Annotated in this window: 8 protein-coding genes; 4 read left to right on the top strand and 4 right to left on the bottom strand. The window is 39.8% G+C overall.

All coding sequences use genetic code 11. The features are described 5' to 3' along the window. Nucleotides 1-604 precede the first annotated feature (604 nt). Nucleotides 605-4,261 (top strand): WD40 domain-containing protein, encoded by a 3,657-nt coding sequence (locus CDC33_RS37260; protein WP_109013558.1) that lies wholly within the window; start codon nt 605-607, stop codon nt 4,259-4,261. Nucleotides 4,262-4,326: 65 nt separating this feature from the next. On the opposite strand, the gene CDC33_RS37265 is transcribed toward CDC33_RS37260, so the two are convergent. The 3 genes from CDC33_RS37265 to CDC33_RS37275 all read right to left on the bottom strand — a co-directional run bounded on the left by CDC33_RS37265 (nt 4,327) and on the right by CDC33_RS37275 (nt 8,018). Continuing rightward, nucleotides 4,327-4,806: a Coq4 family protein gene (locus CDC33_RS37265; protein ID WP_109013563.1), complete on the bottom strand. Its 480-nt coding sequence runs from the start codon at nt 4,804-4,806 to the stop codon at nt 4,327-4,329. Between the two features lie 516 nt (nt 4,807-5,322). After that, complete coding sequence (locus CDC33_RS37270; protein WP_109013559.1) at nt 5,323-5,649, bottom strand: hypothetical protein; 327 nt, start codon at nt 5,647-5,649, stop codon at nt 5,323-5,325. 1,847 nt (nt 5,650-7,496) lie between these two features. Continuing rightward, on the bottom strand, nt 7,497-8,018 hold the full coding sequence (locus CDC33_RS37275; protein WP_109013560.1) for a hypothetical protein: 522 nt from the start codon (nt 8,016-8,018) through the stop codon (nt 7,497-7,499). Between the two features lie 14 nt (nt 8,019-8,032). Here CDC33_RS37275 and CDC33_RS37280 point away from each other — a divergent pair, with 14 nt between their 5' ends. Further along, on the top strand, nt 8,033-9,016 hold the full coding sequence (locus CDC33_RS37280; protein WP_280524486.1) for a plasmid recombination protein: 984 nt from the start codon (nt 8,033-8,035) through the stop codon (nt 9,014-9,016). A 55-nt stretch (nt 9,017-9,071) separates the two neighbouring features. Here the strand turns inward: CDC33_RS37280 and CDC33_RS37285 are convergent, their stop codons facing one another. Next, nucleotides 9,072-9,542 carry a double zinc ribbon domain-containing protein gene (locus CDC33_RS37285; protein ID WP_109013091.1) on the bottom strand — a complete coding sequence of 157 codons (471 nt, stop codon included), beginning with the start codon at nt 9,540-9,542 and terminating at the stop codon, nt 9,072-9,074. Between the two features lie 96 nt (nt 9,543-9,638). Between CDC33_RS37285 and CDC33_RS37290 the strand changes: the two genes are divergently transcribed. Both CDC33_RS37290 and CDC33_RS37295 read left to right on the top strand, forming a co-directional pair. After that, complete coding sequence (locus tag CDC33_RS37290) at nt 9,639-10,544, top strand: tyrosine-type recombinase/integrase (RefSeq protein WP_109013090.1); 906 nt, start codon at nt 9,639-9,641, stop codon at nt 10,542-10,544. A 110-nt stretch (nt 10,545-10,654) separates the two neighbouring features. Next, nucleotides 10,655-13,630, top strand: a complete 2,976-nt coding sequence (locus CDC33_RS37295) for a Tn3 family transposase (RefSeq protein ID WP_109013089.1) — start codon at nt 10,655-10,657, stop codon at nt 13,628-13,630. Nucleotides 13,631-13,809: the final 179 nt, after the last annotated feature.

Raw genomic sequence — 13,809 nt, forward strand, 5'->3', positions numbered from 1 at the left:
CCGGTTTCAGCGGCTAGAGAAGCAGTTCTCGCTTTAATCTGCTCTTCGCTGATACCGAACAATGGTCGCAGGGTAACACTCTCGGAGGTAAGCAAATCCGCTAGGGGAGTGACATCTGCTCCTTCGACAGATGCAACCCCCTCCCTTGTTGCTCGTAATCCAGCTTCACGTCTTGCAATTACGATCAACTCGCGCTCAATTGGAGCGCCTTCCCTCCTAGAGAATTCTGCAGTCGGTCTATTTGTTGAGTTCGTCATGGTAATACCTTCACATTTGTTCGTCTGCCTTTCAGTCCCAGTTTTGTTACAGGATTAAGCCTGCTCTCAAACTGTTATTAGTAGGTTCCCCTATAAATCAAAAACATTCGATAGGGATAAGCTAAGGAGTTTTGTTAGAGCGATTACGCTGGAAAAGTAAGTTTAAGTCAGGCTAGCTAAGAAAATGTTAGGAAAATTTTGAGGAAGCCAAAAAGTAACTTTTGCTACATACTAAGCGATGATAGCAGTATCTCATTTCTGCAAATATACTTGGTGAGATAATCTGGAAAGCTGTAATGTCAGTTTGTAGATTAATGCAGTCTTAATATAAGAGGCAGCATTAAACAATGGAATTTGAAGAAGTACTCAAACTGGTAGATATATCAGTTGTTGCCAAGACAGAAAGACATTTAAAAGATATTGAAGTGGCAATACTCCGGGGTTCTTGGCAAGGTTGGAAGTATCACGAGATTGCAGAAGCTTATGGTTATACAAGTGATTACCTACAGCAAGATGTTGGCCCCAAGTTATGGAAGCTACTTTCGGAAGCATTAGGAGAAAAAGTCAGTAAAACTAATTTTCAGACAGCACTAGAGCGGCAATGGCGATTCTCCTCCAACACTTCGCGATCGCATTTGGGGACAGTTGCACAATTTCAAGCACCTATACCGCTTGACTCAGGGCTAGAAGTAGAGGAAGTGTCCTCCAAAGCTCTTAATTTTGTGGGACACAAAGAGGTGATTGCCAATAGACGCCAAGACTGGGGAGAGGCAGTTGGTGTATCCGTTTTCTCTGGACGTACGCAAGAGCTAGTCACGTTAGAGCAATGGACTGTGAAGGAGCGCTGCCGACTAGTGGCCTTACTAGGCATGGGAGGAATTGGCAAGACTAGTCTAGCTTTCAAACTTGCACAGCAAATTCAGAACCAGTTTGAGTACATTATTTGGCGCTCTTTACGTAATCAGCCCCTTATTGAAGATGTTTTGTCAGAACTCATTCAATTTCTAAATGATGAGGATAAAACTGATTTACCTAAATCTGTAGATGGTAAAATATCCAAACTAATTGACTGTTTACACAAACGTCGTTGTTTAATAGTACTAGACAACTTTGAAACAGTTCTGCCGAGTGGCAATAGTACTGAGTGTTATCCAGAGGGAGTCGGAGCTTATGCTGAACTTTTAAAACGGGTGGGAGAAACACATCATCAAAGTTGTGTAATACTAACCAGTCGAGAAAAGCCGAAAGAAATTTTATTACTAGAAGGAGAAAAAATTCCTATTCATTCATTGAAACTGAATGGTTTGAAGAAAGCAGAAGTACAGGAAATATTTCAAGTAAAGGGTTCATTTTCGGCTGACGAATCAGAATGGCAAATTCTCAGAGACCACTACGGAGGTAATCCTCTAGCTTTAAAGATCGCGGCTGTTGCTATCCAAGACTTACTTAATAGTGATATTTCCGAATTTATCTTGATTTTGAAGCAAGAAAAGCTCGGTTTTGATGATATTGATGATTTGCTAAAACGACAATTTAATCGGCTATCAGATGTAGAAAAAGAAATTATGTATTGGCTAGCAATTAATCGAGAGCCAGTTACATTTCAGGAATTAAAAGAGGACATTTTATCCATCAAATCAAAACAGAGATTATTCAGCAGTTTAGGAGCTTTAGAACGAAGCTCGTTGCTTGAAAAGAATCAAAAAGGGTTTACACAACAACCTGTTGTAATGGAGTATATCACTAAACAACTAATAGAACAAATTGGGGAAGAGATTGCTAACGAAAAAACAGATTTTTTAGTAAAATATGCTCTTGTCAAAGCTCAAACGAAAGATTACGTTAGGAAAATACAAGAGCGTGTGATTCTAGAGCCGATTGCAAAAGAACTAACCGCTACTTTTAGCTCGAAAAAAATTGTTGAATATAAACTGAATAAAATTTTATCAAAACTGAAAGAAGATATCTCTTGCGGATATGGTGGTGGAAATATTATTAATTTATTTCGGCAACTCAATATTGATTTAACTGGCTATGATTTCTCGCATTTAACTATTTGGCAAGCATACCTACAGAATGTAAATTTGCATCATGTCAATTTTGCTTACTCAGATTTAGCAAAGTCTACCTTTACTGAAACTTTAGGTAGTATTTTTTCAGTAGCATTTAGTCCAAACGGAGAACTTTTAGCTACAAGTGATTCTGATAGCAATATTCGCTTGTGGCAAGTCACAACCGGGAGACAATTATTTGTCTGCAAGGGGCATACTAGTTGGGCTTGGTCCATCACTTTTAGTCCTGATAGTAGCATCCTTGCCAGTTGCAGTATTGACCAAACGACAAGGCTGTGGAATACCAGTACAGGTGAATGCCTTAAAATATTGCAAGAACCTGACCAGGTAGAAGCAATTACCTTTAGCCCCAATGGTAGTATTTTTGCCAGCGGCAGTGTCGATAAAACAATAAGGCTGTGGGATGTTAGGACAGGTCAATGTCTAAAAACTTTACAGGGACACACTGATTCAGTTTGGTCCGTTGCATTTAGCCCTAATGGCCAACTACTTGCCAGTGGCAGTTATGACCAAACAGTGAGATTGTGGGATGTTCACACGGGTGAGTGCTCGAAAATTTTGCGGGGGCATACTGCTTGGATACGGGCAGCACTTGCTTTTAGCCCTAATGGTGATATTATTGCCAGTGGTAGTTTTGATCAAACAGTAAGGTTGTGGGATACCAGTACAGGTCAATGCCTAGAAACCTTGCAGGGACATACAAATTCAATAGTTTCAGCCGCCTTTAGCCTTGATGGTCAAACCCTTGCCAGTTGTAGTTATGACCAAACAGTGAAGTTATGGGATATTCATACGGGTCAGTGCTTGAGGACTTTGCAGGGGCACACTGGTTTAATCTGGTCTGTTGCCTATAGTCCGGATGGTCAAATGCTTGCTAGTGGGAGTGATGACCAGACTGTAATGCTATGGAATGCCAATACTGGTCAATGCCTGAAAACGTTGAAAGGCTATAAAAATTCCGTATTTTCCGTTGCCTTATGTCCCAATGGGTACACGCTTGCCAGTGGCAATGGAGACCAGACTGTAATGCTATGGAATACCAATACTGGTCAATGCTTAAAAACTTTGCCAGGGCATACCAGTCGCTTATTATCTGTTGCCTTTAGCCCTGATAGTCAAATGCTTGCTAGTAGTGGTTGCGATCGCACTGTAATATTGTGGAATGCTAATACTGGTCAATGTCTGAAGACTTTGCTAGGGCATGGCAGTTGGGTCTGGTCAGTCGCTTTCAGTCCGGATAGTCAGATCCTTGCCAGTAGTAGTGAAGATCAAACAGTAAGGCTTTGGGACGTTAGTACAGGTCAGCTTCTCAAAAGCTTGCAAGGACATGATGGTGGGGTACGGGCTATTGCTTTCAATCCAAGTAATGGTATTCTAATTAGCGGTAGCTACGACCGAACGGTGAGGTTGTGGGATGTTAGTACGGGTGAATGCCTAAAAACTTTGCACGCACACGAAAATTCAGTGTGGTCTGTTGCTTTTAGTCAAGATGGTCAAACCTTTGCCAGTAGTAGTGACCACACTATTAAGTTATGGGATTTTGGTACAAATAAGTGCCTGAAGACTTTGCAGGATCATGTGAGTTCAGTAGTGTCAGTTACCTTTAGCCCAAATGGTCAAATGCTTGCTACTGGGAGTGAGGACAAAACGGTGAAGCTTTGGAATGTTAGCACGGGTGAATGCCTAAAAACTTTACAGGGACATACTAATTTAGTATCGTCAGTCGTCTTTGGTCCAGATAGTAAAACGCTAGTTAGTAGCAGCTTTGATGAGACGATTAAATTTTGGGATATTACGACTGGTAATTGTCGAAGAACTCTCAGAGCTGTTAGACCCTACGAACAGATGAACGTAACTGGTGTTGTAGGTTTAACTGAAGCGGCTATTGCTACACTGAAGGCTTTAGGGGCAGTCGAAGATGAAACAAATTGAAACATTTACGCTTTTTAGTAGATTTCTGATGACTGTAGAGTAGAAGAACTTACCTCGCTCCTAACTTATTTAGGACTATCTAAAGGTAAAATCCCCAATTTTTGCCGGACTTGAGCAAGTGGAGTTTGCCACTCAGATTCAATGTCACATTCAACCAAATGCTTAACTAGTTTGCCACTCCTATATGCCTTGAGGATATTTGTGAAATTAATCTGGCGAGTTAGTAGTCCAACTAACACCAGTATTGTACTTGAGGGACGAAACACTTGAGCACGTGTAAATGCCTGTAGCATGAATTCGTCGTGCTTTGAAGGCTGAAGCCCAGTTAAAACATGCCAGACATCATGAGTTCGCTGAATCCAATCTCCGGAATTTATGGGATTGAAGCCGTTTTGATCGAGAAACTGAGCAACCTCATGTCCGAGGGTACTTTGAGGTAGTTGACGTAGCTCCTCTAAGTTAATACTAAACTCGCGGTTAGCGTAAACCTGAGGATTAATTGTTCGAGCAATCCATAAAACAACTCTTGTCTGTAGCTCTTGCATATATACATTGCCCCGGTTACTGTATAGGTGGTTCGGTATGTAGGGATATACAGCTTGCGTGGTGGCTTTAACGAAAAAGATTCGATTATTAACAGAAAATTCATGAATCGCACCACGCATCTGGGGTTAACTTCATATTTATTGAGAAAAATCATTTTGGTCATTGAAAAATTTGGAGCATTCAGGCATTTTTGCGTAAGCATGAAGGCGGGCACTTCGTGCCATCGCTCAATCTGAGTAATAGTTATTATTTCATCTTCTCTTGTTGCGATCGCTATCGGCGGGCGTTCCGCGTCATCGCCTAAACTAATATCCCCCAACAGGATCACCAAAAGTGGACAAGACCCATGATGTGAGCCAGAGAATGTCTTGTTTGCAAGCCGGAGCATTTATAATTGCGAGCCATAACAATTCCACGAATTTAGGATTTCGTGGAATAGGCGATTGAAAGTGCTTCTACCTCTGCCAATAGCTCATGGCAGAGGTAGAAATTTACTCGTGAGTGCAAACACAGGTCTATGAAGAAACGCCAGCTTCCGCTACAGCAGCCCCCACGTCTGGCTTTACCTCCTTCGCCTTCTTTTCAAAAAGCTGAATCCCAGCGTCAATAATTTCAAACCCGTTTTCTGTTCGCACGCCAAGCTTGCCCGATACAGCCCCAGCCCAGTCTGCGAATTCCGAGGCGCTAGTTTCAGCCTTGCGCCAACTTTTGGCATTAACTTGAGCGGTGAAGACTATACCGTTCTGGTCAGTCAACTCGATTGCAACTTTTTTATTCTCGGCTGGTGTAGCTGTTGGCAGTGACCCGCTAAATTTTATTGTTACCTCGCTTTTGGCTTCCATACCTTACCCCTGGCTCATCATCAATGAACTTTTTTCCCGCTCCTGATTTTATCAGGGCTTCAGAAAAAGTTTGCACTCTAAGCATTAATTAACTCGAAAGGCATTTATAAGGTATTTACAAGGATTCTCTCAAAATGTCAAAAAGAAGGTTTTGCAATGGCATTTCAATGGTATTCCAATGGCAAATATAAGGATTTATTTGCACCTTCAACACTGAAAATCACCGTTTTTTACAAAATACCTCTTTTTTGCCAAAAATAAGGTACTGCAATGGCATCTCCAAGGCATTTACAAGGTAAACATAAGGTAATAAAAAGGATTTCGACCCCAAAAACCTAATTTACCTCCCTGATTTTTCCGCCAAAAATTCCTGACCCTCACTTACGCACAGTACGCCAAAAAGTTTTAACAGATTTTTTGAACCAAAATTAAAAACTTTGAACCAACGTCAACAAATAATACTCAATAACTACTTTTGTAGTATGAAAACTGCACTCCACTTGTGAGTTACACCAAAGCTTGCTGTAAACACCACTTATTACATAGGTTTTATGTATTTTATCAGTATTGAAATAGTAGTTCTAAATACCTTGCCCAAGTGGTAGCTGTTGGGTAGCTCAACTGGTGACACACAGCTACCAGTTGAGTAGTAAAAAAGCGAGTTGTTGAAAATTTGATGATTCCCCAACTGGTAGCAATACGGTGGCCCTACTGCTACCAGTTGTGCATAAGACTTTTCGAGAAATTTTCTGTCGTAATGCTTACTGACTATGACTTACAGCAAATTTTGAACGCCTGTTTTATTCTCAATAACTTCAAAATTATTGAGAATCTATAATACATTTATGTTGCAATTGTGCTTCAAAAATTATTTCTAGAGCTTAACCTGCCACGCTAACATTCGATTATTTTTCTTTGATGCCTAGTCAGGAATTGTTCATTTTACAATCTCTACTAAGTTAATAGAGATGAAACTTGTTTTAAGTAGTGAAATTGTCTGATTAATCACAGTTACAAATAGCAGACATTTTGCACCTAAAACCCCTATTCATATACAAAATGTCTGCTATTTTGCACAGCTTATACACGCTTTTAACCGTTATAGCTGTCAAGGAACTTTGACTATTCACTACAAAATGTCTGCTATTTTGCACATCGTTTTTTTGAAAAATTGCCCTCTAATACTTACTCCAGAAAGCTTTTAGCCATTTTTATCAAACTTACTCATTCTCAATAACTCTAAAATTATTGAGAATGCATAATACGTTTGTGTTGCAAATGTGCTTCAAAAATCCCGCTCAATCGATCAACTTCTTCAGTAAGTGAATCTGAAATTTCCACTGTGAGTTCAGGAGTCATTCTATATATTTAGCGTTAACAGAAACTCGTCTAACGCAACAACTACACTAAACACTTATAAACCCGTGGACTTAGTGTAGTTTAACCGTACTAATTCAGTCTCATCCGACACTAATATTTTTGGCCGTCCAAAAGGACAGAAACAGTGGTTTTTTGTCCTTTTGGCCGTCCAGTGAGCGCCAACCTTACTCAATTGTCATGCTCTGTTGACAAATGCCCACCTGTCAACGGCCGTCCAAAAGGACAGAAATGACCAGTTTTTGATAGTTTGGCCGTCCACTGTTTTTGAAGAAAATCTTCTGTAACTCTTATCCAGTCTAAATTACAGCCACTTTGAGGAGCATTTTTTATTGTCAATAAGACCCAGCTTATTGACAATGCGTAATCATGATGTGTTGCAATTATGTTTCAAAAATTCTTTCTTGAATTTAACCCAGTCCACATCACAGGAGATGATTTTTCTTTAGTTAATGTACTTTTTTCAACTACTACTCAATACCAAACAGTCTGTTTATCTGTTTCATTTCCTCCGAAGGTTTTATATCTATCCAAACAACATCATCATCATCATCATCATCATCATCCTCATCATCATCAGTGGACAGGTGCAAGTCATTTGAGAACTCCCTGGAGTTCTCATTAGTCTTTGTAGTGGGATTTACAGTTGAAGCAGAAGGACTTAGAACTGTTGTGTAGTCTTTATGTAATTTTTCTATTCCACCTATTCTTCTAATTGTGGCAAGTTTTGCTTCTAATTTCTCAATCGCAGACCAACAAGCTTTCTGTAATTCCGGCTGATTGACTTGACCCTCTAACGCTTCCGCCAACCAAAAAGCTGTTATCGCCTCAATTGAAAATTCAGTCGCTGATCTATTAGAAGGATGGTTCAATAAATAATCAATCACCTTCCCCTCCCATGAATTACTCTTGCGTTTAATCCTGGGTAACTCAACATAGGAATTTTGCTGTTGACTCCTGGCTTTCTGCATCCAAACAATGGTTAGATTCACGGTACGGCTCACGCATTATCAGGGCAGAATTACATTTAGATGAAGCCACCCCACACATTCACGCTTACTTTGTCCCCCTTGATGAAAAAGGGCAACTGAGGGCCAAGCACTTCTTCGACGGTCGTCAGAAGATGAGGCAGTTTCAAGATTCCTACTCCGAGGCTACACAACATCTGGGGTTAGAGCGTGGCATTAAGGGCAGTAGGGCGCAACACCAGGAAATCAAGGACTTTTACAGCATTGTTAATGCTGGCATAGAACCAGATAGCAGCCTCACCCAGTTGCAACTGCAAGCCAAAGCAGCTGACCGGGATAGGGCGCAAGCCAAAAAACAACAGATGGAAGCTACAGCCAAGGCAAAGGCGCTTGAAAATGAACTCAAAGACAAGCGCATCAAAGAGTTAGAGGCACAAGTAGCTTTTTGGCAAGAACAAACAAAGCTTCTGCGCGACTTGGCCTTAGAGGATGTCGCTTGGGAACTGGGGCTAAATTACGAGCGTGAGCGGTGGCGGGGTCACGGACACATCATTAATATAGATGGCTCCAAATTCTATGACTTTGCTCCCGAACACTCCAAAGGCGGAGGCGGTGCGATTGATTTGGTAATGCACGTTAATCAGTGCAATTTCCGGCAGGCGGTTGTCTGGTTAGATGAGCGATTTGGGTCAGATGGCGTAGAACGTGCGGCGAACGCTCACGTTAAGAATAGGGCGGCTGACATTATCCAGACTGAACCACGTCCCCAATTCACCCCACCTGTTGAGGATAAAAGCAATTGGACTGCCGTTGAGCGTTACCTCAATCAATTTCGTGGCATTCCCTCTGATTGTGTGCAAATGCTTCATAACCAGGGGCTAGTTTACGCTGATCAGCAACAAAATGCTGTTTTTGTCATGCGAAATCAACAAGGTCAACGTAACGGTGCATTCCTACGGGGAACTAGGGGTAGAGCTGGCGAAGCTGTCACCAAATGCAAACTAAACAGTTTAGTTCAGTAAAGCGGTAAAGTTTAGTTTGAATAATGAAAGAGACAAGTAGTAAATAATACTAATATTAAAGGGGCTGGCTTTGAGATTCAGAACTAATAGAAGCTTTATATGGAAAGCCACAGTAAGGACAAAACCGAAATTTCAATGACGTAATAGGTTCGTTACACTTAGCACAACTATTACGTAATGCCGTACCGCACAAGAAACAAAACTGCGATCGCGGCAATAACCAGATTTCTTCAAGAGTTGTTCCGGGAGTCCAGCAGTCGGGGCAAAATTTGAGGACATCGGTTGCAGACATGGGTACACCCCGGATGACTGCATCAAGGTACTCAGATGGAACCTGCAATGCGCGAGCTAATCCACGCTGGCTTTTACTATTGAGCTTGGTAGTCATGCCTCGTTCAATCTTACCTAAACTTTGAAGATGAATGCCTGCCTTAGTTGCCAAATCATTTTGACTTAATGAAAGGCTTGTGCGTATTCTTTTAACGTACTGGGACAGCGTTTCTTGGGGTTGGGGGGTATTGTCCATGCTTTTAATATGTAGTAAAGTATATAATTAATTATTTTATATAAGTGCATATTTTAAATGAATAGCAGTACTTTTAATTAGATAAAGAGGTGAAACGTGACAACTACATTAGCACAAGTTGCTACAGCTTTCCTTTCTCGACAAGGATTAGCTGCTAGTACACTTAAATCTTACGAGCTAACACTACTATCTTTGCTGAAAGAGCATGGCTCCTTACCTATAGAGTTAGTAGACCGTCAACTGCTGAAAGACTACTTAGCTCGGTTAGATGAACTAAAATACACGACTCATAATCGTCACCAAGCAATAATCAGCGCTCTGTTGAATTTTGCTGTTGAATCTGGCTACATTCAATCAAACCCAGTTAGCCGTCTGAGTCTGAGGAAACCAAATCGAGAACGGGGAGAACACAATACAGACGAGATAATACGCTACCTCACGTCTCAAGAATTAGATATTTTGTATGATTTGTTAAAAAAATCTAATGCTAGACTTGAGACGATAGTCCGCTTGCTGCATCGAAGTGGAGCTAGAATTGGAGAATTACTTGGACTGGAACTGGCACAAATTTTTCAGGAACAACGTAAATTTCAGGTAGTGGGTAAAGGCAACAAAAAACGCTGGTGCTTTTATAGTGAAGATGCAGAAATTGCTTTAAAAAACTATATAAAATATTATCGTCATCCAGGTTCAACAGCATTATTCACCGCTCAACATCCAACGACTAAAGTTGTAACACCAGTAAGTTATGAGGCAGTAACGGCAGACTGGCGAGAAATAATTGACCAAAGCCAGAAATTAAAAGGGATTAGGCTGCATGATCTCCGCCATACCTTTGCCACTGAGCGGGTGGGATTGATGGGAATTGAAGAATTACGGGCGCTGATGGGACATGAAAACATTCAAACAACTCTCCGCTACCAAAAAGTAACTAGTGCGAGAGCAGAAATAGTAGCAAAGTCTGCTTTAGAGAATTTAAAAAAAGTATATAAAAGTATATAAAAGTTAAGGAATATTTCTGAGTAATAAATTTACCAATACATATATTGACTAGAGTTAATTGTTGCAGTACAGAGTAGAGTATCTACTCTGTACTAAGAAAGTGAGGGATGATGAAACGAAACTGGCAACCAGAAGAACTACTAGAGTACTGGACGCTGTTACCAAAGGAATTAGAGCTATTAGCGCACAAAAATCCTCAAAATCGTTTGATTTTTGCTTTATTGCTCAAGTTTTTCCAGATGGAAGCAAAATTTCCCGAATCAGACCATGAAATTCCGGCTGTAGTTGTTAACTACGTAACACAACAACTCAGTATTACTCCTAGTGTTTACCAAGACTGTAATTGGCAAGGACGGTCAGTAAAATATTACCGCAAGAAAATTAGAGAACTTTTTGGATTTCGAGAAGCTACTATCAATGATGCTGAAGAATTAGTTAATTGGTTAACAGAACAAGCGTTGATTTATGAATTAAAATTTGAACAACTTAAAAGTGCAGCTTTTGATCGTTTACGAGAATTAAAAATTGAGCCGCCAACGCTCAATCGCTTAGAACGTATTACTCGCTCTGCTCTTCATAGTTTTGAGGAGAACTTTTTTCAAAAAACTGTTGCACAGTTATCTAGCCGAACTAAAGAACAGATAGATAATTTATTCAAACCTCATCCCCTTGAAAATCAATCTGATGAAGAAGTAACTCAGTTAGATGTTGATTCCTCACAGTTATCGATCTGGAATGAATTAAAATTAGACCCCGGAAGGATTGGTGTAGAAAGTTTTCAAAAATCAATTGAAAAATTATCAATTTTGCGTCAATTAGATTTACCTCCTGATTTATTTACTACCATACCAACAAAAATTTTACAAAAATATAAACAACGTGTAGTTGTTGAATATCCGAAAGACTTACGCCGTCATCCAGAACCAATTCGGTATACATTAGTTGCTATTTTCGCCCTTGTAAGAAGCCAAGAAATAATAGATAACTTAGTAGAGTTAATTATTCAAATTGTACATCGTATAGGAGCTAAAGCCGAAAAACGTGTAGACCAAGAATTGCTGCAAGATTTTAAAAAAGTCAATGGTAAGACTAATTTACTATTTCAAATGGCAGAGGCTTCTTTGCAACAGCCTGATGGAGTTATTAGAGAAGTTATTTTCCCGATTGTTGGTGAAACAACTCTCAAAAATTTAGTTAAAGAATACAAATCAACAGGTAATGTTTACCGCGAACGAGTTTATACTGTCATGCGCTCTTCTTATGGAAGACATTACCGAAGAATTTTACCATTAATTTTAGAGCAGCTTGAATTTCGCTCAAATAATGATGTTCATCGTCCAGTAATTCAAGCACTCCTATTACTCAAAAAATATGCTCACAGTAGTCAGCGATACTATGATATAACAGAAGATATTCCTATTGAGGGAGTGCTGCGTAGTGGCTGGCAAGAATTAATCTTGGAAAAAAGTAGTGATGGTGATCTCAAGGTAAATCGCATCAATTATGAACTAAGTGTGCTTCAAGCATTAAGAGACAAACTCAGATGTAAAGAAATTTGGGTAGTTGGAGCCTATCGTTACCGCAACCCAGAATCAGATTTACCAACAGACTTTGAAGCCCAACGAGCCGCATATTTTCAAGCTCTACAACAACCATCTGATGTTGAAGAATTCATTACTGATTTACAGATGCAAATGCAGTCAGCGCTGATGCAATTAGAATCAGGATTATCTAAAAATAAGTATGTCTTAATTAAAAATCAAGTCAAATCTCAGATTTCTTTATCACCTATACCGCCTCAAAGTGAGCCAATAAATTTAGGGCGCTTAAAGACTGAAATTAATCGCCGATGGGCGAGGACTAGTCTCTTGGATATCCTGAAAGAAACAGATTTACGTGTCAATTTTACTGGACATTTTCAATCAGTCTTAACTAGAGAAGTTTTAGAATCTGAACTATTACAAAAGCGTTTGTTACTATGCTTATATGGTTTGGGGACAAATACAGGACTGAAGCGTTTAAGTGATGATATAGGGGGCAATAATTATCAGGAATTATTACACGTCAAACGTTGTTATATCCAAAAACAACAATTACGCAACGCTATTACCAATGTTGCAAATGCTATTTTTCAAGCCAGATTGAAGCATATTTGGGGAGAAGGTACATCTTCTTGTGCTTCTGATTCCAAAAAATTTGGTGCTTGGGATCAGAATCTGATGACTGAATGGCACATTCGTTATGGTGGTCGCGGTGTGATGATTTACTGGCACGTTGAAAAAAATTCTGTCTGCATCTACTCGCAGTTAAAAACCTGTTCAAGTAGTGAAGTGGCAGCCATGATTGAAGGTTTACTACGCCATTGTACCCAGATGAAGGTTGAGAAGAATTTTGTGGATAGTCATGGACAAAGTGAGGTAGCTTTTGCTTTCTGCCATTTGTTAGGTTTTCAACTGATGCCACGTATTAAACGCATTAATGTTCAAAAATTATATTTACCCATCAATGGAAGTGCCAGTGATTATCCCAATTTACAACCTGTCTTAACTCGCACAATCAACTGGGACTTAATTCGTCAGCAATATGACCAAATGATTAAGTATGCCACTGCACTTCGCTTAGGAATGGCAGAAACAGATGCTATTTTAAAGCGTTTTACTAGGGGGAATTTATTGCACCCTACTTATCAAGCACTATGTGAGTTAGGGAAAGCTGTCAAGACCATTTTTCTCTGTCAATATCTGCATTCAGTCGAACTGCGTCGAGAAATTAACGAAGGATTAAATGTAGTTGAAAATTGGAATAGTGCTAACAGCTTTATTTTTTATGGCAAGGGTGGAGAAGTAGCGACTAATCGCTTAGAAGATCAGGAGTTAGCTATTTTATCCTTACATCTGCTCCAAATATCATTGGTGTATATTAATACATTAATGATTCAGCAGGTCTTGTCACAACCCGAATGGATGAAATTAATGACTAAACTTGACTTGCGGGCACTTTCACCTTTGATTTGGTTACATATTAATCCTTACGGTACTTTCAAGCTGGATATGAATGAACGTTTGCCTATTGAGACTGCTGCCTAAAACATGCAACTGGAGTTATATCTTCTCTATTAAGCATAACTATTACCTTTTTACTCCAGCGATCGCCTGAATGTATTTCATGCAATCGATAATTTAACGGCAATCTTATCCTTCCACCGACAGTTTTTAAACTAAACGGTTTAGTTTGCACTTCATGACAGCTTCGCCAGTTCTACCCC

Origin of the sequence: Nostoc commune NIES-4072, from assembly GCF_003113895.1 — a bacterium.
GTDB classification, from domain to species: domain Bacteria; phylum Cyanobacteriota; class Cyanobacteriia; order Cyanobacteriales; family Nostocaceae; genus Nostoc; species Nostoc commune.

What these genes read in the sequence shown, in the direction of transcription:
- CDC33_RS37260 (WP_109013558.1), top strand. Translation starts at nt 605, where the DNA reads ATGGAATTTGAAGAAGTACTCAAACTGGTAGATATATCAGTTGTTGCC.
- CDC33_RS37265 (WP_109013563.1), bottom strand. Translation starts at nt 4,806, where the DNA reads ATGCAAGAGCTACAGACAAGAGTTGTTTTATGGATTGCTCGAACAATT.
- CDC33_RS37270 (WP_109013559.1), bottom strand. Translation starts at nt 5,649, where the DNA reads ATGGAAGCCAAAAGCGAGGTAACAATAAAATTTAGCGGGTCACTGCCA.
- CDC33_RS37285 (WP_109013091.1), bottom strand. Translation starts at nt 9,542, where the DNA reads ATGGACAATACCCCCCAACCCCAAGAAACGCTGTCCCAGTACGTTAAA.
- CDC33_RS37295 (WP_109013089.1), top strand. Translation starts at nt 10,655, where the DNA reads ATGAAACGAAACTGGCAACCAGAAGAACTACTAGAGTACTGGACGCTG.